General features: G+C 35.2%; 28 protein-coding genes. 3 read left to right on the forward strand and 25 right to left on the reverse strand.

Going from position 1 to position 22610, the window contains the following annotated elements; all coding sequences use genetic code 11:
* Positions 1–171: 171 nt before the first annotated feature.
* The 8 genes from ACLBWW_RS07500 to ACLBWW_RS07535 form a co-directional block, all read right to left on the reverse strand.
* Entirely contained in the window at positions 172–885 is a 714-nt protein-coding gene (locus tag ACLBWW_RS07500; protein ID WP_048543552.1) for a hypothetical protein, read from the reverse strand.
* Between the two features lie 64 nt (positions 886–949).
* Positions 950–1153 carry a DUF2768 domain-containing protein gene (locus tag ACLBWW_RS07505; RefSeq protein ID WP_001288995.1) on the reverse strand — a complete coding sequence of 68 codons (204 nt, stop codon included), beginning with the start codon at positions 1151–1153 and terminating at the stop codon, positions 950–952.
* Between the two features lie 266 nt (positions 1154–1419).
* A complete protein-coding gene (locus ACLBWW_RS07510) occupies positions 1420–1671 on the reverse strand; it encodes a stage VI sporulation protein F (protein WP_000369753.1) in 252 nt (83 codons plus the stop codon).
* Between the two features lie 115 nt (positions 1672–1786).
* A complete protein-coding gene (locus tag ACLBWW_RS07515) occupies positions 1787–2809 on the reverse strand; it encodes an NAD(P)H-dependent glycerol-3-phosphate dehydrogenase (RefSeq protein ID WP_000161769.1) in 1023 nt (340 codons plus the stop codon).
* Positions 2810–2827: 18 nt separating this feature from the next.
* Positions 2828–4138, reverse strand: a complete 1311-nt coding sequence (gene der / locus ACLBWW_RS07520; RefSeq protein ID WP_001125888.1) for a ribosome biogenesis GTPase Der — start codon at positions 4136–4138, stop codon at positions 2828–2830.
* Between the two features lie 124 nt (positions 4139–4262).
* Complete coding sequence (locus tag ACLBWW_RS07525) at positions 4263–4448, reverse strand: capping complex subunit for YIEGIA (protein ID WP_000979052.1); 186 nt, start codon at positions 4446–4448, stop codon at positions 4263–4265.
* Positions 4445–5338: a YIEGIA family protein gene (locus tag ACLBWW_RS07530; protein WP_000141603.1), complete on the reverse strand. Its 894-nt coding sequence runs from the start codon at positions 5336–5338 to the stop codon at positions 4445–4447. The genes ACLBWW_RS07525 and ACLBWW_RS07530 overlap by 4 nt, the downstream gene beginning before the upstream one ends.
* Positions 5331–5942, reverse strand: a complete 612-nt coding sequence (locus ACLBWW_RS07535; protein ID WP_048543554.1) for a YphA family membrane protein — start codon at positions 5940–5942, stop codon at positions 5331–5333. The genes ACLBWW_RS07530 and ACLBWW_RS07535 overlap by 8 nt, the downstream gene beginning before the upstream one ends.
* A 116-nt stretch (positions 5943–6058) precedes the next feature.
* Here ACLBWW_RS07535 and ACLBWW_RS07540 point away from each other — a divergent pair, with 116 nt between their 5' ends.
* Complete coding sequence (locus tag ACLBWW_RS07540; protein WP_000513900.1) at positions 6059–6193, forward strand: YpzI family protein; 135 nt, start codon at positions 6059–6061, stop codon at positions 6191–6193.
* Between the two features lie 330 nt (positions 6194–6523).
* On the opposite strand, the gene ACLBWW_RS07545 is transcribed toward ACLBWW_RS07540, so the two are convergent.
* The 4 genes from ACLBWW_RS07545 to ACLBWW_RS07560 all read right to left on the reverse strand — a co-directional run bounded on the left by ACLBWW_RS07545 (position 6524) and on the right by ACLBWW_RS07560 (position 10048).
* Entirely contained in the window at positions 6524–7573 is a 1050-nt protein-coding gene (locus ACLBWW_RS07545) for a type 2 isopentenyl-diphosphate Delta-isomerase (RefSeq protein WP_048543556.1), read from the reverse strand.
* Between the two features lie 12 nt (positions 7574–7585).
* Positions 7586–8734, reverse strand: coding sequence for a 30S ribosomal protein S1 (rpsA, locus tag ACLBWW_RS07550; RefSeq protein WP_048543558.1), 1149 nt, complete (start codon positions 8732–8734; stop codon positions 7586–7588).
* A 334-nt stretch (positions 8735–9068) separates the two neighbouring features.
* The gene (gene cmk, locus ACLBWW_RS07555) at positions 9069–9746 is read right to left on the reverse strand and encodes a (d)CMP kinase (protein WP_000361262.1); all 678 of its coding nucleotides are present in this window, start codon (positions 9744–9746) and stop codon (positions 9069–9071) included.
* 128 nt (positions 9747–9874) lie between these two features.
* Positions 9875–10048 carry a YpfB family protein gene (locus tag ACLBWW_RS07560; RefSeq protein WP_000738047.1) on the reverse strand — a complete coding sequence of 58 codons (174 nt, stop codon included), beginning with the start codon at positions 10046–10048 and terminating at the stop codon, positions 9875–9877.
* Between the two features lie 180 nt (positions 10049–10228).
* On the opposite strand from ACLBWW_RS07560, the gene ansA reads away from it, so the two are divergent.
* Positions 10229–11203, forward strand: a complete 975-nt coding sequence (ansA, locus tag ACLBWW_RS07565) for an asparaginase (protein WP_088110189.1) — start codon at positions 10229–10231, stop codon at positions 11201–11203.
* Positions 11204–11239: 36 nt separating this feature from the next.
* On the opposite strand, the gene ACLBWW_RS07570 is transcribed toward ansA, so the two are convergent.
* The 12 genes from ACLBWW_RS07570 to ACLBWW_RS07625 all read right to left on the reverse strand — a co-directional run bounded on the left by ACLBWW_RS07570 (position 11240) and on the right by ACLBWW_RS07625 (position 21236).
* Positions 11240–12220: a YpdA family putative bacillithiol disulfide reductase gene (locus tag ACLBWW_RS07570; protein WP_048543560.1), complete on the reverse strand. Its 981-nt coding sequence runs from the start codon at positions 12218–12220 to the stop codon at positions 11240–11242.
* Between the two features lie 109 nt (positions 12221–12329).
* On the reverse strand, positions 12330–12860 hold the full coding sequence (locus ACLBWW_RS07575; RefSeq protein WP_001240648.1) for a peptidoglycan recognition protein family protein: 531 nt from the start codon (positions 12858–12860) through the stop codon (positions 12330–12332).
* Positions 12861–12939: 79 nt separating this feature from the next.
* Positions 12940–13176, reverse strand: coding sequence for a DUF3961 domain-containing protein (locus ACLBWW_RS07580; protein ID WP_001983018.1), 237 nt, complete (start codon positions 13174–13176; stop codon positions 12940–12942).
* 93 nt (positions 13177–13269) lie between these two features.
* The gene (locus tag ACLBWW_RS07585; RefSeq protein ID WP_048543562.1) at positions 13270–13479 is read right to left on the reverse strand and encodes a hypothetical protein; all 210 of its coding nucleotides are present in this window, start codon (positions 13477–13479) and stop codon (positions 13270–13272) included.
* A gap of 78 nt (positions 13480–13557) precedes the next feature.
* A complete protein-coding gene (gudB, locus tag ACLBWW_RS07590) occupies positions 13558–14844 on the reverse strand; it encodes an NAD-specific glutamate dehydrogenase (protein WP_000225171.1) in 1287 nt (428 codons plus the stop codon).
* 351 nt (positions 14845–15195) lie between these two features.
* A complete protein-coding gene (locus ACLBWW_RS07595; RefSeq protein WP_001235391.1) occupies positions 15196–15804 on the reverse strand; it encodes a genetic competence negative regulator in 609 nt (202 codons plus the stop codon).
* Positions 15805–15881: 77 nt separating this feature from the next.
* The gene (locus ACLBWW_RS07600; protein ID WP_048543565.1) at positions 15882–16757 is read right to left on the reverse strand and encodes a MerR family transcriptional regulator; all 876 of its coding nucleotides are present in this window, start codon (positions 16755–16757) and stop codon (positions 15882–15884) included.
* Positions 16757–17533: a metallophosphoesterase gene (locus ACLBWW_RS07605; protein WP_048543567.1), complete on the reverse strand. Its 777-nt coding sequence runs from the start codon at positions 17531–17533 to the stop codon at positions 16757–16759. The genes ACLBWW_RS07600 and ACLBWW_RS07605 overlap by 1 nt, the downstream gene beginning before the upstream one ends.
* Positions 17534–17590: 57 nt before the next feature.
* Positions 17591–18070, reverse strand: a complete 480-nt coding sequence (locus ACLBWW_RS07610) for a LysM peptidoglycan-binding domain-containing protein (protein WP_001231546.1) — start codon at positions 18068–18070, stop codon at positions 17591–17593.
* Between the two features lie 22 nt (positions 18071–18092).
* Positions 18093–18656, reverse strand: a complete 564-nt coding sequence (locus ACLBWW_RS07615) for a CPBP family intramembrane glutamic endopeptidase (protein ID WP_107134497.1) — start codon at positions 18654–18656, stop codon at positions 18093–18095.
* Positions 18656–20185 carry a RecQ family ATP-dependent DNA helicase gene (locus tag ACLBWW_RS07620; protein WP_088110187.1) on the reverse strand — a complete coding sequence of 510 codons (1530 nt, stop codon included), beginning with the start codon at positions 20183–20185 and terminating at the stop codon, positions 18656–18658. The genes ACLBWW_RS07615 and ACLBWW_RS07620 overlap by 1 nt, the downstream gene beginning before the upstream one ends.
* The gene (locus tag ACLBWW_RS07625; protein ID WP_098132577.1) at positions 20175–21236 is read right to left on the reverse strand and encodes a helix-turn-helix domain-containing protein; all 1062 of its coding nucleotides are present in this window, start codon (positions 21234–21236) and stop codon (positions 20175–20177) included. Before ACLBWW_RS07625 ends, ACLBWW_RS07620 begins: the two co-directional genes overlap by 11 nt.
* Before the next feature lie 289 nt (positions 21237–21525).
* Between ACLBWW_RS07625 and ACLBWW_RS07630 the strand changes: the two genes are divergently transcribed.
* Positions 21526–21774 (forward strand): ferredoxin, encoded by a 249-nt coding sequence (locus ACLBWW_RS07630; protein WP_001151994.1) that lies wholly within the window; start codon positions 21526–21528, stop codon positions 21772–21774.
* A gap of 123 nt (positions 21775–21897) precedes the next feature.
* On the opposite strand, the gene ACLBWW_RS07635 is transcribed toward ACLBWW_RS07630, so the two are convergent.
* The gene (locus ACLBWW_RS07635) at positions 21898–22476 is read right to left on the reverse strand and encodes an ECF transporter S component (protein ID WP_000810851.1); all 579 of its coding nucleotides are present in this window, start codon (positions 22474–22476) and stop codon (positions 21898–21900) included.
* Positions 22477–22610 lie beyond the last annotated feature (134 nt).

Consider the following 22610-nt stretch of genomic DNA (forward strand, 5'->3'; position numbering starts at 1 on the left):
CCTATAATATCTGATATAATATAATGGTATTCTAGAAGTTCGGACAATATATCATATAATTTTGTCCAATTTCATATGACTATTAAAAAATACCTTTTGTTTGCATCGCAAGTTGTGTAACATAAAAAACCTTTCTTCTAGAACTTATTCACTAAAAGAAAGGTTCATGACTTATGATTTTAAAAAAATTGGTTCTCCATTCTTTACCGTATACGGTAAAGAATACGCAGGTACAAATGGAGAATCTTTCGAAAGTATATTCCGAATATCTTCCCCTTCCTTAAATTGCCCTTCATTTTTTTTCAACGCTTCATATAAATCGATTCGATAATCAACATAAATTTCTCCCTTTTCATTGATTACAAAAGGAAGCCCTTTACCAGAATACGGACTTGTCACTTGCGGCACATCTTTATATCCTAGTTTTTTGAAATCTAATTCATATACACCATCTGAAATTACCTTTTTAAAAGGCGGATATTGATGTTCATCCCGATACATCCTAAGCTTTAATGATAACTGCTGAATTTGTTCAGCCATCCTAACATCAATTAACTTTACTGTCGGGTTTGTTTCAACGTCTATTAATACGTATTGGTATACTCCTCCGCTTTCATACGCATTTCCTGGCGCTTCCTGTATGTAACGCGGAGCAATCTTTTGAAAATCGATTGGATACTTTTGATAAATAGGCGTACTCATATCCCGCGTCTTAATTGGCAATATCCCCTCATTTTGCTCCTTAAATGTCACTACAGCTTTTTGAACAACCTGTATCTGATCTTCATAAGGAACGGCATTTTGTTTCATATTTTCTTTCGGATACAGACATCCTGTTAAAAGGCTCATACAACAAAATATTAAAATAATATGGACTTTTTTCACTAGCAATCACCTTTTCATACTAATATAACTTGCTCCGTATGTAGCATTTTCGAGACCATTCCCTTTACTGCTGTACAGGTCCACTAAATACAACAAGAAAAATAACAATTCCTGACACAATCATAAGGGTGTACGCTACTAACGCTGTAATCCCTTTCAAAAATTTATTCTTTATTTTGTATCTACTTAGTAAAATAAAACTTACTGCAAAAAACATAAATCCAATTGCTCCTAAAGCAAACCACATTTTTATGAGCCCTTCTGACATATACACACCCCTTTTTATTAATCTATTTTTATACTATTTTAACAAATTAAAATCTTTAAACAAATACAAAAAGAACATTTTACTACAAATTACGAATATATAACTTTAATCAACAGGTTTTTTCGCATCTTCCACTAATCTAAATAAAAATAAAACCGAAGCGAGTGTATCTCTCGCTTCGGTTGACCAAATATGCCCAAAACAGCTCTATTCCCATACTTTCATGGCTATCATATGCAATCTACAAACTCTTTGTTTCTTATATCTTATTTTTTAAACATTTTGCTTAACGAACCAAAATCAGCGGGCATATTATTGTTAATAATTGCTTTTACAATTTGATCCTCTTGTTCTTTCGGCACTTCACGTCCTGCCATAAGAGCCACTTGATGAATCAATTGACGAAGCACAGTCTCATCACGTAAATTCGCATTCTGTACAGATGATGCTAATTTAAAAATATCTTCTTTATTCACTTTCGCTTCTTTTTCAATGTTATTAAAAATGTTATTATCCATTCTTTTCACCCTCTCCTCAAGTTACTCTTCATCCTATGCAAAATTAAAAAAATGGTGAAAAGACCCATAAAAATAAAAAGCGACAGAAGTACAAATGTACTTCTGTCGCTTTTCTTTAAAGTAAGTCAGGTATAGCTTCCACTTCATGTTTTCGAACACGTCCCATTAATGAGCCTACTGCATCTTTCACATTATTCCCATTGAATAGCACGTCATATAAAGCAGCTGTAATCGGCATTTCAACTTCCATTTTCTCTGCTAATTCGTGAGCAGCTTTCGTTGTTCTTACACCTTCTACAACCATACCCATGCTTTCTAACACCTCTTCTAAAGAGTGTCCTTTTCCAAGCATATTTCCAGCGCGCCAATTTCGGCTATGAACACTTGTACAAGTTACAATTAAGTCTCCCATACCAGTTAGACCAGCAAACGTTAATGGATTTCCGCCCATTTTTCTTCCTAAACGAGCAATCTCCGTTAAACCACGTGTCATTAATGCCGCTTTCGCGTTATCACCTAATCCAAGTCCATCAGTTATCCCAGCAGCTAATGCGATAATATTTTTTAACGCACCACCAAGCTCAACTCCAACGATATCTGGATTTGTGTATACACGGAAGTAACTATTCATAAACAAATCTTGTACTTCCTCAGCCGCTTCCATACGCTTTGCTGCAGACGTAACAGTTGTCGCTTGACGTAAACCAACTTCTTCTGCATGACTCGGTCCAGATAGTACAACAACATCTTTAATCAAGTCCTCTGGAATTTCTTCCTCAATCACTTCCGAAATACGTTTTGATGTACCAGGTTCAATCCCTTTACTTGCATGAATCCAAGTAGTCGGACCTGCTACATATTTCTTCATATCTTGTAATACCTCTCTATACGCTTTCGTTGGTACTACAAGAAGTACTACATTTACATCTACTAATGCTTCTTCTAAAGAAGAGTAGGCTGCGATTGTGCTTGGCAATGTAATTCCTGGAAGATATCGACTATTCTCATGTTTTGTATTAATCTCATCCATAAGTTCAGAACGATTTCCCCAAATACGTACATCATGTCCATTGTCAGCTAATACCATCGCTAACGCTGTTCCCCAGCTACCTGCTCCAACTACTGTGATTTTTGTCATAAAATCACATCCTCTCCATTAGTCTCTTGCTCTAGCGATAATGTGAATCGGCGTTCCTACAAAACCAAACGCTTCACGTAAACGATTCTTTAAGAAGCGCTCATATGAAAAGTGCATTAATTCTGTATCGTTTACAAATATAACAAATGTTGGTGGTTTTACCGCAACCTGTGTCGCATAGAAGATTTTCAGACGGCTACCATTATGAGTTGGTGTTGGATTCATCGCTACCGCATCCATAATTACATCATTTAATACGTTCGTTTGAATACGGATACTATGGCTTTCATTTACTTCATTAATAACTGGTAATAATGTTTGTGTACGTTTTTTCGTTTTCGCAGATAAGAATACAATCGGTGCGTACTCTAAAAATTGGAAATGAGCACGGATGTTTTCTTCAAATGCTTTCATTGTTTTTTCATCTTTTTTCACTGCATCCCATTTGTTTACGACGATAATAACAGCACGTCCTGAATCATGAGCATATCCAGCAATTTTTTTATCCTGTTCAATAATTCCTTCTTCTCCGTCTAAAACGACTAAAACAACGTCAGAACGTTCAATCGCTCTAAGCGCACGAAGTACACTATACTTTTCTGTGCTTTCGTATACTTTCCCTTTTTTACGCATACCAGCTGTATCGATGATTACATAATCTTGACCATCTTTACTATATGGTGTATCAACAGCATCACGTGTCGTTCCCGCTATATTACTTACAATTACACGTTCTTGACCAAGAAGTGCATTTACAAGTGATGATTTCCCTACATTTGGACGTCCAATTAAAGAGAAACGGATTGTTTCATCATCATACGCTTCTTCTTCAATCTTTGGAAAATGATTTGCAGCTTCATCTAACAAATCACCAAGTCCTAAACCGTGTGTACCTGAAATCGGGAATGGCTCGCCAAATCCTAATGCATAAAAATCATAAATATCACTACGCATTTCTGGATTATCAACCTTATTTACCGCAAGTACAATTGGTTTTTTAGAACGATATAAAATTTTAGCAACTTCTTCATCTGCTGCAGTTACACCATCGCGACCATTCGTCATAAAAATGATAACATCTGCTTCATCAATCGCTACTTCCGCTTGTTGACGAATTTGTGTCAAGAACGGCTCGTCTCCAATATCAATTCCACCTGTATCAATAATGTTAAATTCATGATTTAACCATTCTCCCGCACTATAAATACGGTCTCGCGTTATACCTGGTATATCTTCTACGATTGAAACTCTTTCTCCAACAATTCTATTGAAAATAGTAGATTTTCCTACGTTCGGGCGGCCTACTATTGCTATTACTGGTTTCGGCATATACTTTCATCCTTTCAACTTGCTTCTGTTTATTATGTAAAAAACCCTTCTTTGTGCAAGAAGGGATTTGCATTCCAGAATATTTCTCAGCGTATCAAAACACCTCACATTATACCACACGTTACTAATGTTTCACAATAATATATACATTCTCTTGTAAGCGATGTGCAATACCATCTAAAATTGCCTCTAAATTATTTGCAACAAATTCTAACTCATCTGTCGATTCACAAGTAAACAAAGGGGCACCACCAGCAAATTTCTCCGGCGTTGTTGTAATAACCGCGAGAATTACACTTTCTAACATCATCTTTTATCTCCCCTTCCTTTCGGGGCTTCCGATGACATATGAACAGCACTTTCTAACGTCGGCACATTCCCTATGACACCTATCGCTTTCTCTGCATCTTGATCTTGTGGCAAGACAAAAATCCCAACCCTACCATCTTCTAAATCACGCTTTGCTAGCGGCACAAGCGCTGGCGTACCAGAATCTCTATAAATCCCTAAAGCAACAGAAACATCATGTAAAATAGCTTGTCGTTGTCCTAAGTTTGAGATTGTCACCATCGCATCAATTGTTTTCGGTCTTAAAATAAAGCCCATTCCATATTTCATAATTTCCTCTTGCCTTGCTGGTAATCCAATATTCATAATGTAAATATTATCAATATACAGCCCCGCTCCTTCAAAACGAAGTGGAACATGCTCGATATCAACAAGATCATGTAACCTTCTGCCAGACATTAATTTTTTCGCGATAATAAATGCGATTATAGCCATAATTACTCCAGCAATCCATGAATGGAATCCTATATACGCAAACGTCGTTGCAAACGACGTTAACATCGCCAAATAGTTTCGACTTTCAAAAACTAATGCAATCCCTTCAATATATGTATTTCCACGCGGTACGAGCTCATATCCATCTAATTGTTGAAGGGTATTTCTTTCCATATTACGCACATCACGAAACTGTGTTGCTGCTAATGTAAGAAATGTAATAGCAGAAAAATCTTTTTTCAAAATTGACGGAATTGCAATCGCTCCTAAAGCCGCTGCAATTAACCCCATCGCAACGTGAATAATTTTCCCGTGGAGCCTCGTCGGATATTGACGCGTATCTGTCCGGAGCATTAGCACTCTCGTTACTGTCCCCGCTATTACTCCGCATAAAATGGCCGGTGTATATTCAGTCATGTATTACCCTCGCCTTTCTTTTACGTGATTTCCTCTTGAACTGTTCCATGTATACTGATGCTTTTGCAATCCAAAACAAAATTGCCATGAAAAATGTAGCAACGGCGACGATATCAAAAAACGCTAAACTTCCGTAATCATAAGGGAAATGTAGTTTTCGAAAAATAAGTGTCACTAACAATTCCCCCTGTAACATTCCTATATAAAGAGAACATAATCGTAATATGCGATCCTCATGCAATAAAACCGATGCATACACAAGAGCACCACTTACCAAAAACAACCTGTCCACCACAATCCAAATCGGATCATATACTTCTAACAAATGAAAACTTGTATATAACATTGCAATAATAAGTGCCGAAAGTAAGCTATATAATTTTTTCCAAATAGAATATAGTGCGATTCCTATAAAAGCAACAATACAAAGCAAAAGTGCATTTACTGATACCTTGAATGAAGCAATCGTTACATGTAACGGAGAGCAAATAATAAAAATCAATATACAAGCGCTTATCTTCCACCGCATAGAGTCCTTTTTCATAAAAAAAGTTACAATAATCCACCCTATCCAAGCTAAAAAATAAAAAGTACTCCCTTCCATCATTTCACCTCCTATGTTTTCCATTATGGGAACTTTTTATGAAAGTTAATCCACTTTCTTCGCGCATAGTTTTTTCATATAACAGCAACACTTTTAATAAGGAGGTGCTATTCATTATGGGTAAAGATCGTCAAGAACGAAAACTAAGAGAATCACGACGCGTTGAATCTGATCGTGACCAATCACTACAATATCCGGGTGCAACTGGACTGGATACACCAGAGCAAGCCCGAAAACAAAATCAGCACTAATGAACACAAAAAGACGGTTTCGATATTGTACGAAACCGTCTTTTACATAATTATTTTAATGATTTTTACTTATATCAAAATAACATTTAACATCCGAATTTTTCTATGGTTTAGTTTTATCTCTACCTATTTTTCCTTTGCGAAATTAAACTCTCCCCAATAATTCAGTAGCAAACTATCTACATTTTCCAGCCTCTTTTTCAGTCGCAACTTGCACAAGATAGTGTTTATATAGGAATAATTTTATTTTGATAGAATATTAATTCCATTCCTCACCTTATATTACTAAAACGAACAAAAACAAAAAAATCAACCAAACGGTTGATTTTTTTATCTTCTACTATAATGCGTCGTATCAATACCACGCTGCGTTAACCAATGATACGTTTCGCCCTTTACAACAAGAGGTACAGCCTGTAACTCTTCTATCGTCTTTGCACCAAGAGCTGTCATAATAAATTTCAAATCTGTATGTAAAAGATCAATTTCATCCACTAACTTCTCGATACCATCTTGCATTAAAATACGTAAAAAGTATCCAGCAAACGCAGTTGTATTCGCCCCTAATGCGATTGCTTTCGCTACGTCAAGCGCTGTTTGTATACCCCCAGATGCAATAAAAGAGAGGTTATTGTTTGTAGAGGTTGCTTCAATAATCGAGGTTGCTGTTCGTATGCCCCAGTCATTAAAATAAGAAAGCATTCGCTGTCTTCTTTCATTTTCAACAGCAGCAAAATTTGTACCACCTTGTCCACCAATATCAATTGCCGTTACACCTATGCTCGCTAACTGTTGTACGGTTTCCTTACTCATCCCAAATCCAACTTCTTTCACAATGACAGGAACTTTACTATTTAATACAATTTTCTCAATACGCTGAAGTACACCAGTAAAGTCACGGTCTCCTTCTGGCATCGATAACTCTTGTATGACATTTAAATGAATTTGCAATGCATTCGCTTCAATCATATCAACGGCACGCTCTGCTTGTTCGATAGTTGCCTCACTACCTAAATTAGCAAAGAAAACACCATTTGGGTTTACCTTTCTGATAATCGTATAAGAAGCAGCCTCACTTTCATCTTTTAACGCCGCCATTTGCGACCCTACAGCCATAGCAAGATTATGATGTTTCGCTACATATGCTAATTGCTCATTAATATGTAACGTTTTCTCTCCCCCACCACCAGTCATCGCATTGATAAAAATCGGCGAACTTAGTGAAAGTTCGCCGATTTTTGTTTCACATGTTATTGTGTCATAACTTGAATTTGGCAATCCTTGATGCACAAAATCAATATCATGAAATCCATGCGTACGAGACTGACCAGTAGAAAGAGCGTATTCAATATGATCTAATTTACGTTTTGCCCTTACCACTTGTACCCCTCTTTATTTCTTTAATTTTTTCAGTTGTTCACCAATAATATCACTTAATTGGAAAGTAGCAGAATCAGCATTTGGTTCATACTGACTGTAATCCTCAATTACATTATTTTCCTCAAGCGTTTCTTTTATACTTAAAGAAATACGTTTCTCTGCAACATGGACTTCAAGCACTTTCACTTTTACTTCTTGTCCCATTTCCAATACTTCATTCGGATTTTTCACGTGACGATTTGCAATTTGAGATACATGCACAAGACCTTCAACGCCAGGTAAAATTTCAACGAATGCACCGAATGTAACAAGACGTTTTACTACTCCCTCACGAATATCTCCAGCTTTTATTTCGCCAGCAACATTCTCCCAAGGTCCTGGCTGAGCTGCTTTAATTGATAAAGAAATACGTTGTGTATCAGCATCAACAGATAATACCTTTACCTTTACCTTTTGACCTTGCTCTAATACTTCAGAAGGTTGCTCTACACGTTCGTGTGAAATTTGTGAAATATGAACTAAACCGTCCACACCACCAACGTTAACGAAAGCACCAAAATCCGTTAATCGTTGCACTGTTCCTTCAACAACGTCTCCTTCTTTTAATGAAGAAATCGCTTCTTTTTTCTTAGAATCTAGTTCTAATTCTACTACTGCTTTATGCGAAAGGATTACACGATTTTTTTCGCGGTCTAATTCAACAATTTTCACGGCTAATGTTTTGCCTTTATAGTCAGTAAAATCTTCTACATAATGTACTTCTACAAGTGAAGCTGGGATAAAACCACGAACACCAAGGTCCACAACTAATCCACCATTCACGATATCTTTTACAGTAACATCAAACACATGACCAGAAGTAAATTTCTCTTGTAATTCTACCCATGCTTTTTCTGCATCAACAGCACGTTTAGATAAGACAAGATCATCTTCTTCTAATTTAATAATTTTCAATTCTAGTATTTGATCTAATTCTACAACATCGCTTGCTTTTTCAATATGAACGTTAGCTAATTCACTAATTGGAATTATGCCATCTGTTTTGTATCCAACATTTACAAGCACTTGTTTCTCTTCAACTTTCGTTACAGAACCTGTAACAACGTCACCAACTTGTAATTCTTTTGAATCCATAACTTCTTCATTCATTTTCTCTACCATGGAAATACCTCCCTACAGAATTGACAAAGCATTTTTTATGTATATACGAAATGAAAACATATGTTTTCATTTGCATGTTTAAGAATTTATCATCACATACTCAGTTTTCATACATTTCACTAGAAAATATATTAAACCTATATAAATAGTATACAGCAAAATCATCTTGAAGAAAGTATGTTTTGAAATATAATAGCGAATATATTCTGAAAGTTTTATCCTTCTTTTACTAACTTCTTACAAATCCGATCATTTGTCAAGGAAAGAGACTCACAATTCACGCATCCTTTACATTTCTATATAAACAAAAAAAGAAAGAGGTTATCCCCTTTCTTTATTTCGCAAACACTCCTGAAACAATACTCATAATTTTTTGGACAACTTCTTCAATTGATAAAGAAGTTGTATCTAATTCCAATGCATCATCAGCTTTCTTTAGAGGAGAAACCTCGCGTTCTGAATCTAATTTATCACGCTGAGCAATTTCTTTTTTTAACTGCTCTAAATTAGAATCGAAACCTTTATTTATATTTTCTAAATGTCTTCTTTCTGCTCTTTCTTCAACAGAAGCAAGCATAAAGATCTTCACTTCAGCATCTGGTAACACATGTGTACCAATATCACGGCCATCCATTACAACGCCGCCTTTTTCCGCTAACTCTTGTTGACGACGTACCATTTCTTCACGAACAAGGCGATGTTTCGCCACAATAGATACTCGATTCGTCACCTCAGGTGTACGAATTACTTCAGAAACATCTTGTCCATTTAAAAATACAAGTTGTGTATTTTCTCCTTGCTGAAACTCAATATTTACATTCTTTACAACTTCCATTAACTTCTCTTCATTTTCAATGTCCACTTTTTGTTCAAGGGCTGCATATGTAATCGTGCGGTACATTGCGCCTGTATCAATATAAACGTAAGAAAGTTTCTTTGCCACAACTTTTGCAACCGTACTTTTTCCAGCAGCTGCTGGACCATCTATAGCAATTGAAATTCGTTTATCCATTGTAACACCTCATTTTTTCACTTATAAAACAAAACGAAAAGCAGGTATTCTCCTGCTTCTTCTCATTTGCTTCACGTCATTAAATCCTCAATTATTGTAGCATAATCCTTCATAGAAGAAAATGAAAACTACCTATTCACCTGTAAGATTTCTGCTTTGTTTTTTACCATGACACCTTCATAATAAACAATTTTAGATAAATATTTCACTGATGACTTATGTATAAATAACAATTGCACAACAGAAAGACAAATGAATTGTATTACTAATATACGAATAAAAATTTTCTCCATCTTTTTCAATGTAATTGCTCCCTCCTATCCTACTTTTACACATTTCGTTTCGTGATTTTATACATCGTATATATAGCAGCTAACTTTATTGTCATTTTCGATGCATACTTTTATACATTTCCATTGTCGAATTTACTCAAAACATGTTATGTTCTAAATGTATTTTTCAACTTGAAAGGGGTATAAGCATTGAAAAGAATCCTAGTTTTACACACAGGTGGAACAATTGCAATGGAGGAAGATAAAGAAACTGGGGTCGTACAGCCAGGTGAAAAAAATCCTCTTTTAAAATTTATTCCTGATTTAGAAGGCGATGTTGATTTAATCGTTGAAGACGTGTTCCATCTACCATCTCCTCATATGACACCGAGCGAAATGTTACAATTACAAGTCATCATTGATGAAAAAGTAAAACAAGACAACATTCATGGCGTAGTCATTACGCATGGTACGGATACATTAGAAGAAACAGCCTATTTCTTAGATTTAACAGTGCAAGCAACTATTCCAATCGTTGTAACAGGTGCAATGCGTTCTAGTAATGAATTAGGTGCTGATGGTCTATATAACTTCTTATCGGCTGTAAAAGTAGCTAGCTGTAGTGAAGCTGCTGAAAAAGGTGTTTTAGTCGTATTAAACGACGAAATCCATTGCGCTACAAATGTAACGAAAACACATACAAGTAACGTGGCAACATTCCAGAGTCCACAGTATGGACCAATTGGTATGGTAACAAAGCGCGGCGTTGTATTCCATCACGCTTTAGTACACCATGAAACATATTCAGTAAATAAGGTTTCTAAAAACGTAGTTGTTCTAAAAGCATACGCTGGTATGGACGATACATTGTTAGCAGCAATTGAAAACCTTCCAGTAGACGGGATTGTTATTGAAGCACTTGGACAAGGTAATTTACCTCCAAGAACACTTCCTAGTCTAGAACGATTAATCGACAAAGGAATCCCTATCGTATTAGTTTCTCGCTGTTTCAATGGCATCGTGCAAGATGTATATTCATATGAAGGTGGCGGCAAACAATTAAAAGATATGGGTATTGTATTCACATACGGTTTAAATGCTCAAAAAGCACGTATTAAATTATTAGTTGCATTAGAAAATACAAATTCTCATGAAACAATCCAAAATATGTTTATGCACAATTAAAAAGAAGCTGTCGAAGTTTATTTCGACAGCTTCTTTTTATATTTCCCTTGACGCAATGGTTTGCGCAATCGCATCCCCATGAAATCGACCGTTCTCAATAAATATTTCATTCGCATTATTTCCAGCAGCAATTACACCTGCAATGAAAATATTTTCAGCGTTCGTTTCCATTGTATCCTCTGCATAAATCGGACGTCCTGTTTCTTCATCAATCCGAACACCCATCTTCGTTAAGAAACTATGATCAGGATGGTAACCAGTCATCGCAAATACAAAATCATTTTGGATTGTATATGCCTCATCATCGACTGTAAACGTTAATGTATGTTCAGTAATTTCTTTCACGTGAGCCCTGAAATGCATTTGAATTGTGCCGCTTCGTACTAACGCCTCAAACTCCGGCAAAATCCACGGCTTAACGCTTGGTGAATACTCACTTCCGCGATATAAAACCGTTACACGCGCACCGGTTTTAACAAGTTCTAACGCGGCATCTATACTCGAGTTTTTCCCACCTATAACTACTACATCTCGATCAAAATAAGGATGTCCCTCTTTAAAATAGTGAGCTACTTTCTTCAGTTCCTCGCCGGGAACATGCATATAATTTGGATTGTCATAATATCCAGTTGCTACAACAACATATTTCGCTATATATATTTCTGTACTTCCGTCACGCTTTGTTGTCTCAACATGAAAAACTTCTCCATCTTTTTGTACTTTCTCCACTCGCTCAAAAGCATTTACACGTACAGATTTACGCTTTACTACTTCACGATAATACGCAAGCGCTTGATTTCGAACTGGCTTACGATTTTCTGTAATAAAAGCTACATCACCAATTTCTAATTTTTCACTAGAAGAGAAAAATGTTTGATGAGTTGGATAATTATAAATCGCATTTACAATGTTTCCTTTTTCAATTACTAACGGATTTATCCCTACCTTTTGCAACGAAATTGCTGCTGCTAATCCGCACGGACCGCCTCCAATTATGATAGCTGTTTCTTTCTGCATACTCAGCTCACTCCTAGTCTTCTACCAATACGCTATTTATAAAAACAAGAAAAAACCTACTTACAGCAGTAGGCACCTATCTTTATTGTATTCATTTTTCATATATTTGTCATCTAAACGAAACATACATCCGATAGACATCTGCTAAAAACTGCTGAAATTTAATACCTTGTTTCCCTAATACATTTTCAGGATCAATCTTTCTAGCTGGGTCAAGTGTTTTATGTGATACGATATCTTTCTTCGGATTCAAGCCGAAGTTTTGACATAAATACGCATGATACCACGTAAAACGGGTATATGCTTCCCAAAAGTTAACATCACCGCCATAACAAAGTTCCACTCCAATGGCAGCCTTATTAGCATCATAACCATATAAGTCATTATCTGTCGGCACACCATATCGAACGTGATAGGCAACTTCATTTATAGGAACAATTTCCAATATTGTTTTATCATCTATAAATGTATGTGCCGAAGCTTTCGGTTGTATTTCATTAAAATAATCCCGATTCCCTATCGCATTGCTACCAGGGTTCCCCGTATCATGACTTACAATAAACCTTACTTTAGAAAGAGGAATTCCCGGTCGTGAACTTCCATACCCAATATAGTTACGCTCTATAGGAAACATCGCCATTACTACCAACTCCCGCTTCAGAAGATTACCTTACTTCTTTATATATGTATTCGGTAGCAATGTCCTTATCGCATATTTCTTACGCGAAGAGAAAATCGAAAATATTTGATGTGAACACCATAAATAATAAAATACTTACAGCAACTCCATAAAAACCGTAAAACCAAACACAATCTTCTTTCGTATCTAAACCGAAAAATTTATTTACAGATTGTAATAATGTGCCGCGCTTACTTTGTTTGTTTCTTAATACTTCCACTCGTTCTACAACATCTGCTGGCATCATAAATCTTTGGTCTACTGTCATTTTCATCATTTATCTCTCCTTAAAATCATTTCCGTTTTGTTTATCTAAGGAAAGTATAGCACGTTTGTTCGTGTAGAACAAGCGTTCTTTTTTGTTTTTATTTTATTTTTCAACAATCCAAGTAAGAATTGAGATTACAAAAGCGATAATCGGCCCTACTACAACTGCACCAAATATTAAAAACAGTAGTCCTTCTCCGAACATCCGAACATTACTTGTTTTTCCGGCTTTCATCGTTCTTGAGAGTTCTCCCTCTAACCTCTTAACCTTTTCTTCTAATTGTTCTACTCGTTCCATCATTTCATTTTCCATATACAACACCTCACACTAATACTTCAACAAAAAAACGTGATTCCCTCGAAAGGAATCACGTTTTCTCACGATATAATATTATACCCAACCTCTGAAGCGACTTGCTTCAGCCATTTTACGAACACCGACCATATACGCAGCTAAGCGCATGTTCACTTTACGAACTTGTGCTGTTTCATAAATAGAATCAAATGATCTTACCATTACTTTTTCTAAACGTTGTTCTACTTCTTCTTCAGTCCAGTAGTAACCTTGGTTATTTTGTACCCACTCAAAGTAAGATACTGTTACACCGCCAGCACTTGCTAATACGTCTGGAACAAGTAAAATTCCGCGATCTGTTAAAATTTTAGTTGCTTCTAATGTTGTTGGACCATTTGCAGCTTCAACAACGATTTTTGCTTTAATATTATTAGCATTTTCTTCTGTAATTTGGTTCTCAATTGCAGCTGGAACTAAAATGTCGCAATCAAGTTCTAACAATTCTTTGTTTGAAATTGTATTATTAAATAGTTTTGTTACTGTACCGAAGCTATCACGACGGTCTAATAAATAATCAATATCTAATCCGTTTGGATCATGCAATGCACCGTAAGCATCCGAGATTGCAATAACTTTCGCGCCTGCATCATGCATAAATTTAGCTAAGAAGCTACCAGCATTACCGAATCCTTGAACAACAACGCGTGCACCTTTAATATCAATGTCGCGTTTTTTTGCAGCTTCGCGAATACAAATTGTTACACCTTTCGCCGTTGCTGTTTCACGTCCATGTGATCCACCTAATACAAGTGGCTTACCTGTAATAAATCCTGGTGAATTAAATTCATCAATACGGCTATATTCATCCATCATCCATGCCATGATTTGAGAGTTTGTGAATACATCTGGAGCTGGAATATCTTTCGTCGGTCCTACGATTTGGCTAATTGCTCGTACATAACCACGGCTTAATCTTTCTAACTCACGGAATGACATTTCACGTGGGTCACAGATAATTCCACCTTTACCTCCACCGTATGGTAAATCAACAATACCACATTTTAAGCTCATCCAGATTGAAAGTGCTTTCACTTCATTTTCTGTTACATTCGGATGGAAGCGAATTCCACCTTTCGTTGGACCAACAGCATCATTATGTTGTGCACGATATCCTGTAAATATTTTAACAGTCCCGTCATCCATACGAACTGGTATTTTCACTGTCATCATACGAATTGGTTCTTTTAATAATTCATATACTTCGTTTGGATAACCCAATTTTTCTAACGCTTCACTAATAACAATTTGTGTCGAATTCAATAGTTCAAAATGTTGTTCCCTTTGTTGTTGTGTTTTTGTTTGAGTTCCCTTTTCGGCTACCATAGTAAGTAAACCCCCTGTAATTTCACTTGTTTAGTAAACCTTCATTGCCTAGTATACACCGTTAAATTTGGAATGCAATAGAAAACGCTAACAAATATATACAAACTATTTCCTGTTGCAAGCGTTTTCACTATCATTATAGTCCTTTTATTGCTTTTAGAAAAGTAAAATACTTAAATATTTAAATATTTTTTATTTTACTTATATATAACAACTTAAGAAGATATTTTTAAGTATAGTAAAGAGCGCCCAAATATTTATGATTCCCGCTATACCATTAATCGTTTTGACATTTTCAGACCAACATTTTAGGTTTCTCCAAATAAAAAACAAAACCTTAGCTTTGTTATATTAGCTAAGGTTTTGTTTTTTCACAAAGTAATTGTGTATTTGTTCAATTGCTTGAGAAGCCATTAATTCTTTACCATACTCCATTAGACGATAAATAGTTGCTGTAGACGGATTACCATATTCCGCTAAAATAGCTATAAAATCTGCCTTCAGTAATTGAACTTGCTCCTCTTCTTCCATCCAAAGATAGAAACGCCCATCCCACGTATATAGTTTTCCGCCAGTTACATCAAGGTTATATAAACGATTCGACAGGTTAATTACGTCATCTAGTGTAGCAAACTCATAAAGTATATGCTCGCTTTCATCTAGAGTCACTTGCATTTCAATAAACTCGTCACGGAACTCATCATCTGTATCCACATCTTGATGTTCTTTCGTTACAATTACGACCATTCCTTGCGCTTGTAGAGAAAATACTTCAACTGCAATCGGGCCATCCGCTTCAAACCCTAGTTCCTTATTTGCTTCTTGCATCATATCACGAAATAATTGCTGTACTTTCGGTGCATTTCTCCACAAATCTTCTTTCGTTAATCCTCGTTCAGATAAATCATCAAATGTTAAGAAAATTTTTATCTTATTGTAATTTAATCGTTCCAGCCTCATCTCATACCCTCCCTACGTAACCAATGAATATAATTTTTATTATATGAAATAGAAAATAGATGGTTCTTTTCGAACAACTATTCTAACATTTTTAACCAATCATCCCATTCTTCTTTCGTATCACCAATTAGGCATGTTTGAATGTTCAACTGATCTCGAGCACCTATTTCTCCTATAAACCCAACAGAAAGTTTCTCACTTTTTTCTTGCAACAAATTCATGTCTTTCATCGCGTTCTTAAGTTCTCGTTCCTCATCAAAAGAGACTACTACATATGTAGGTTGTATTTTCTCAACAGCTAACAAAATACCATCTTCCGCTAAGCTTGACCTAATATATATCACCTCATATCCTTTTAAGCGTAAATACGTTGAGAAAACAAACCCTTTCAACATATTATTTTCTAACACAACAACTTTGTGTATAGAAGAAAATGATGCTGCATTATGATACACCATTCCTAGACGAGTTTGTAAAAATGATACGACATATTGGAATTGCACCATTGTAACTTCATTATTATTTTTTAACGTTAACAATTTATTTGACACTTGAAGAACAATACTTGCTATGACTTTTTCTGTTGCATAAATACTAAAAGCCTCGTTTAACAATGCAGAAGCTGTAATTTCATCAAATTTTAACAAAGCTTGCAGTAAATCGTCCACTAAAACAACTTCTCTATCGTAATGTATTTCTTTTTGAACATTACTCTGCAAACGATTCCCTTCTAATAATTGAACTGCTTGTCCAATCATCATGCCGGAAGAAACTTTGTCCATTAACCATTTCAAAATTTGAATATGCTCTTCTGTATATAATCGATGCCCCGCATGATTCCGCATTGGGGCAATAATTTGATATCGTCTTTCCCATGCACGAAGCGTACTCGGCTGAATTCCAATTATATTGGAAACAGCTTTTATGTTATATTTCCCGTTTAGAGTTGGCATCATTTCCCTCCACATAACGTAATAATATGTGTTTGAGCAGGTGCTCGGAAGCGAAGTGGAATCAACGTTGTTCCATACCCATTACTAACAAAAAGAGTCATATTTGAATGCTTATATACGCCACCTTTTAAATATTTTTTAGATGGGAATAATCGAATCTGTCCTCCATGTGTATGTCCACTTAACACAAGTGAAATTTGTTCTTTTCCAGACATTTTATTTATTATATCAGGGTTATGGCTAATTAATATGCGAAAACCATCTTCTTTGCAATCAGCCAAAGCTAAATCTAAACGATCACGCTTCAAACCAACATCATCTACACCGAGCAAACAAATTTTTTCTCCTAGTTCAGACTCAAATACAACTCTTGTATTATCTAAAACTTTCACATTATTTTCTAATAACAAAGCATCTAATTCATGATATTCAATCTCATAATCATTATTTCCCCACACAAAATATACAGGAGCTATCGCTCTTAACTTTTGTATATTTGCAGAAATTTTCGATAAAGGGACACCTCTTTCCGCTAAATCACCGCCAATAATTACAAGGTCTACTTTTCCTTTTACTTGTTCAATTAACGAACTTGAAATGACCCTTCTATGAATATCAGAAATAAAAAACATCTTTACTTTTTGAAAACTTTTCGGAAATTCTTCAAAAAGTAAAGTATGTTCTAACACAGTATTACGCATCGCTTCTGTATACATTACAAGAAGAAATATAATACCAATACATATGAGAGCACTTAATAAGATAATCCATATCATATATTTTCACTCCCTTCCGCATAAAGATAATCCTCAGCTTTTATAGTAGGTATGTTACTAGCTATCCTGCTTTGCGGACTTATCTTTTATCGGAATTTTTATTTCTTGACCTACATTCACTTCATCTTCTTGTAAATCATTATACTTTTTAATCACTTCAATCCCAGTTTCATCTGAAAAATATTGCTTCGCTATACTTTCTAAAGTTTCTCCTTCTTTTACCGTATGCGTTACTACTTTCTCAGATGTTGCCTCAGACTCAGATTTAGCTGAATCAAAGAAAATGACCTCAAACGCACTTTTCCCAGCGTTATTACCATCACTTTTCACCTGAATATATTTATCTGTATACCATAAGATACTAATTGGTAGTAATATGAATAGAAATGTTAAAACTCGGACGAAAATATGATTCATTTTAAACTTTTCTTTTTTCTCTTTATTTCTATGAATTTCACTACGCGGCGGTAAACTTTCTTTTTCTTCCACTCGCTCAACTTCTAATTCCTCTTCGAAATCAGGAATTCGTTTTCTCATGTTGTTCACCACCACCTTACATTTATTTTCTTAATTGGAGTCCCATTATAAAATCAACAAGAAAGTGTGCAAAGATTGTTATAAACAAATTTTCTGTCCATTCAAACACATAACCAAAGACAAAACTAATGAAACAGACGAAACAAAACAAAAATGGCTTTGTTATATACCGAATATGTAACACTGCAAATACTAAACTCGCTATTACAATTCCAAAGTGCGTCTGCACTACACCTCTAAATAAAAATTCTTCTGCAAAGCCGATAATGAACGTAATAACGAGTAGGTGCATAACTGACATTCCTTGAAACATCTTATCGTTAATACCACCATCATCAAACCAAGACTCTGGAAATACTCGCATTGCAACATAATCTAATAACACAATACCAATTGCCAACAAGCCACCTATTATAAGTATAGACACCGGTTCCCACTTCCACAGACTATACACCGATTTTATATCTCGGAATAATACATATGCTAGTAAACAACCGATACCGATAATAATGAACTGTGTGATATACAGATTCAGCCTTATTTCTTTCGGACTCATATCTTCAATATTATGCCTTTGAATGTTCATCATTCCCCCATCTTTTCTAGACCGAAAAGCTTTTGTAACTCTGTTTCCCAATTATAGTCGAAATCCGATTGTTGCGCTTGTCTTTTTTTATAATCTGTTTTTGTAATACCACAATAGTCACAGCAATTTTTCAACTCGTTCTCTTTTCTATAACCGAACTGTTGTAACAAATATTCACGCCTACATTCTTTCACTTGTATCCACGACTTCATGTTTTCTAGCTCACTATATTTATTACGTAGCCTTATTTCTACTTCAGCTATTAATCTGTTCATAATTTCATCTGACAAGCTCTCTAATTTTAATTTTCGCTGTTGTATGATTCCAAGCTGTTCAAGATGATAGCGGATGAAACGCCAATATTGTTCATTAAATCTTGCTGCATTATAACAAATTTCTTCTACCTCTTCTATTGGTAATTCTTTCGTTTGAAACATTCTTTCTTGTAGTAAAGAGAATAAAAATTGTATTTGCGACTGACTTGGCAATTCATCTTCAATTATCGAAATTGGTAAATCGTGATCTAACGGACTACATAGTAAGATAGCTATACTCGGTTCACCATCTCTTCCAGCTCTTCCGATTTCTTGTAAATAGGAAGCTATATTAGTCGGATAATGAAAATGAATAATATAGCTCGTATTCGACTTATTTACTCCCATACCAAAAGCACTTGTACATATTACAAGCTGCAACTGGTCATTCATAAACTGCTGTTGAATTAACATACGCTCTTCATGTTCCATACCACCATGATAAAAAGCGACACCAGTCACGCCTTTTCCTCTTAAATACTCCGTTAAACGTTCTGTCCACGCTCTGCTTGAACAATATACAATCCCTGGCCCTTGTAAATACATCACCTGATCCAAAAGCGCTTCTTTCTTCTCTTCTATCGTCTCCACAAATTGTACTTCCATCGCAATATTTGGACGATCAATAGAGTATACATGCTGCGTCACTTTCTTCAAATCTAAACTCTCTGCTATATCTCGGAGTACATCTTTTGTCGCTGTTGCCGTTAATGCTAGCACCGTAGGAGACCCGATATTTTCAATGACTACATTTAGTTTTTTATAGTCTGGCCTAAAATCATAACCCCATTGTGAAATACAATGAGCCTCATCCACAACAAATAATGAAATATGAACTTTCTTCAATTCTCTTATTAACACTTCCGACTGCAACATCTCTGGTGAAACAAAAATAAATTTATATGAAGCTAATTTTTTCATCGCTTCTCTTTTTTCATGTAATGTCCGAAAACTATTAAATGCTATTACTCGGTTTTTCACAACATACTTTAATTGTGTAACTTGATCTTCCATCAAAGATAATAATGGTGATACAACAAGCACGGTTCCTTCTTGCATTAGCCCTGGAAGTTGATAGCACATAGACTTCCCTCTTCCAGTCGGGAGCATTGCTATAACATCTTTTCCCTCTAATAAATCTGTAATGACCCCTTTTTGCCCTGTACGAAATTCAGAATATCCAAACCATCTATATAAATATTCCTCAAGCTTCATTTATACCCTCCATCCGCGCCAATACAAGACGAACTTCAAAATAAGAGATACCCTCTCCAACCGCTTGTTTCAACTCACGCAACTTACGTGTTTGTAATGCCTCAATTACTTTTGTTACTTTATCTATTTTGTCTTTTTCCATAAACATCTCGATTGAAAACTCTTTTTCCCGCAAAGCAATTTCAACAAAATGATCTTCTATCGTTGCAACCTTTAAATTTCTAATTGTCGCTATTTCATCTAAAGAGCGTCCTTGTCTCCAAAAATTATATGTTTTTTTCGTTGATAAACTAAATAAATCAGCTCTCTCATTTGGATAAGAGATAATCTCAGCCAATAGCGGAAATTCATTTTCTTTATCGTGAACTTCTTGTATAAAGAAGTGAATTGTACCCCAAAATAAAAAATACACCCGGAATATATCTTGTTTCGTAATTTCCGCTAATTGCTGCAATGTACAACCGATACGTTCATATCCTGTTAATCTATATGTTACAATCGTCGCTTCTACCACATCACCTTTTCCTAAAAGATTATATATTTCTTTCCATAATCTTTTAGCCAATTCACTTCGCCTATATGGTATACCTGTTAAAAAACGTTTTACCCACATCATTATTTCTGTATCTTGTTGAATGGGAATAAACTTCGTATTATTCTGTTGTAAATTAGATATAGTTTGAATAATTAATGATAATCGTTTCCAAAATGTTTCACCTAATTCACCATAGTGTAAACCATGTAAATGCGCAGGAAAAGCATACACTTCCTCCCATGTATGTAACTGCATTTTACCTTTAGATGTTAACAAATATGTATTTTCATGTATTTCTCGAATCAAATCTGCTTGCAACAACTTTGCAACTTCACGATCATAGTCTGTTCTATTTAACGATTTATATATTCCAAACAAAAATGAAATTCGGAACATATTTCCATCTTGTAACGTTTGCGAAGATCGTTTTCCTTTTAATAAATAATAAATAGAAGAAACGGTCCTTTCACCATTCAATTGTTTTAAACAATACAATAAAGTATATTGTAGTTGCATTACCGCTTCCACCTTTCAATCTAGCTTAATTACTTTTTAGTATGATTGCACTTACTCATTAAACTTATCATATCGGCACTATGTACTTGTATATAGTATATTGTACCAAACGAAATAACATTTACGTATTTTGAAAATCTTATGACATAATGCAAAAATTAGTTGACACTCTAATTGATAAGGATTATCATTATAATTTTATGTTGAAAAGTTTTAAAAACCGTTTTACAATAAGGTTATAATTTTTATGGCGAGCTTTTCACATACATATTATCAGGAGGGAAAAAAGATGGCAAAATATACAATCGTTGATAAAGATACTTGTATCGCATGTGGTGCTTGCGGCGCTGCTGCACCAGACATTTATGATTATGATGATGAAGGTATTGCATTTGTAACGTTAGACGATAACCAAGGTATCGTTGAAATTCCAGATGTATTAATTGAAGATATGATGGATGCATTCGAAGGTTGTCCAACTGACTCAATTAAAGTTGCTGATGAATCATTTGATGGCGACTCTTTAAAATTCGAATAGTCTTTTATTAACTTCAAAAAATATCCCTCATTCATATGAGGGATATTTTTTGTTTTCTATTTTCATTCTACTTAATAAAAAACCACTAGTAGTTCCATACTACTAATGGTTTTATTTTATATTTTATGCATTTTTCATTTTTGCAAACACCCATACTTTCAGGCGTGAGAATAACGCTACAAATACAATTGTCACAACAATTCCTTTAATCAAATTAAATGGTAAGATTGCCGTTACAACCGTTGTTCTTATAGCCTCGCTAGACATAGCTGGTGAATTTAAAAACCAAGTGTAAGCTGGGAATATAATGATGTAATTTAATACACTCATAATGAGCGCCATTGTAATTGTCCCTAGCATTAATCCTGTCGTTAAACTCTTAACAGTACGATACTTTCTAAATAAGAAAGCTGCCGGTCCAATAAATAAACATCCTGCAATAAAGTTAGCAATTTCTCCAACTGGCACTCCCGTTAAACTCCCTTGAATCCCGTAATGTAAAATATTCTTTATCGCCTCTACAATTATCCCTGCAACTGGCCCGAAAATAATTGCTGCAATTAGAGCTGGTACATCACTAAAATCAATTTTTAAAAATGGCGGAAGCCCTGGAAACGGGAAATCCAACATCATCAGTAAATATGCAATACTACTTAGCATCGCTACACTCACCATCTGCACTACACTGTTTTTTTGTTTCATCTTTCTCTCTCCTTTTCCATCGATCATCTCATGGAAAGTGGAAAGGTTCTGCTATGCCTACTTTTTCATAGAACGAAAAAACCCTTTGTGTTTTACACAAAGGGAGAATTTAAGGCACATCAAACAGACGTTCA

It is taken from the genome of Bacillus sp. M5A3_1b (assembly GCF_053345335.1).

Coding starts and splice junctions, on each gene's coding strand:
- ACLBWW_RS07505 (WP_001288995.1), bottom strand. CDS start 1,153: ATGTCAGAAGGGCTCATAAAAATGTGGTTTGCTTTAGGAGCAATTGGA.
- ACLBWW_RS07510 (WP_000369753.1), bottom strand. CDS start 1,671: ATGGATAATAACATTTTTAATAACATTGAAAAAGAAGCGAAAGTGAAT.
- ACLBWW_RS07515 (WP_000161769.1), bottom strand. CDS start 2,809: ATGACAAAAATCACAGTAGTTGGAGCAGGTAGCTGGGGAACAGCGTTA.
- der (WP_001125888.1), bottom strand. CDS start 4,138: ATGCCGAAACCAGTAATAGCAATAGTAGGCCGCCCGAACGTAGGAAAA.
- ACLBWW_RS07525 (WP_000979052.1), bottom strand. CDS start 4,448: ATGATGTTAGAAAGTGTAATTCTCGCGGTTATTACAACAACGCCGGAG.
- ACLBWW_RS07530 (WP_000141603.1), bottom strand. CDS start 5,338: ATGACTGAATATACACCGGCCATTTTATGCGGAGTAATAGCGGGGACA.
- ACLBWW_RS07535 (WP_048543554.1), bottom strand. CDS start 5,942: ATGGAAGGGAGTACTTTTTATTTTTTAGCTTGGATAGGGTGGATTATT.
- ACLBWW_RS07540 (WP_000513900.1), top strand. CDS start 6,059: ATGGGTAAAGATCGTCAAGAACGAAAACTAAGAGAATCACGACGCGTT.
- rpsA (WP_048543558.1), bottom strand. CDS start 8,734: ATGGTAGAGAAAATGAATGAAGAAGTTATGGATTCAAAAGAATTACAA.
- cmk (WP_000361262.1), bottom strand. CDS start 9,746: ATGGATAAACGAATTTCAATTGCTATAGATGGTCCAGCAGCTGCTGGA.
- ACLBWW_RS07570 (WP_048543560.1), bottom strand. CDS start 12,220: ATGCAGAAAGAAACAGCTATCATAATTGGAGGCGGTCCGTGCGGATTA.
- ACLBWW_RS07575 (WP_001240648.1), bottom strand. CDS start 12,860: ATGGCGATGTTTCCTATAGAGCGTAACTATATTGGGTATGGAAGTTCA.
- ACLBWW_RS07580 (WP_001983018.1), bottom strand. CDS start 13,176: ATGATGAAAATGACAGTAGACCAAAGATTTATGATGCCAGCAGATGTT.
- ACLBWW_RS07585 (WP_048543562.1), bottom strand. CDS start 13,479: ATGGAAAATGAAATGATGGAACGAGTAGAACAATTAGAAGAAAAGGTT.
- gudB (WP_000225171.1), bottom strand. CDS start 14,844: ATGGTAGCCGAAAAGGGAACTCAAACAAAAACACAACAACAAAGGGAA.
- ACLBWW_RS07595 (WP_001235391.1), bottom strand. CDS start 15,804: ATGAGGCTGGAACGATTAAATTACAATAAGATAAAAATTTTCTTAACA.
- ACLBWW_RS07600 (WP_048543565.1), bottom strand. CDS start 16,757: ATGCCAACTCTAAACGGGAAATATAACATAAAAGCTGTTTCCAATATA.
- ACLBWW_RS07605 (WP_048543567.1), bottom strand. CDS start 17,533: ATGATATGGATTATCTTATTAAGTGCTCTCATATGTATTGGTATTATA.
- ACLBWW_RS07610 (WP_001231546.1), bottom strand. CDS start 18,070: ATGAGAAAACGAATTCCTGATTTCGAAGAGGAATTAGAAGTTGAGCGA.
- ACLBWW_RS07615 (WP_107134497.1), bottom strand. CDS start 18,656: ATGAACATTCAAAGGCATAATATTGAAGATATGAGTCCGAAAGAAATA.
- ACLBWW_RS07620 (WP_088110187.1), bottom strand. CDS start 20,185: ATGAAGCTTGAGGAATATTTATATAGATGGTTTGGATATTCTGAATTT.
- ACLBWW_RS07625 (WP_098132577.1), bottom strand. CDS start 21,236: ATGCAACTACAATATACTTTATTGTATTGTTTAAAACAATTGAATGGT.
- ACLBWW_RS07630 (WP_001151994.1), top strand. CDS start 21,526: ATGGCAAAATATACAATCGTTGATAAAGATACTTGTATCGCATGTGGT.
- ACLBWW_RS07635 (WP_000810851.1), bottom strand. CDS start 22,476: ATGAAACAAAAAAACAGTGTAGTGCAGATGGTGAGTGTAGCGATGCTA.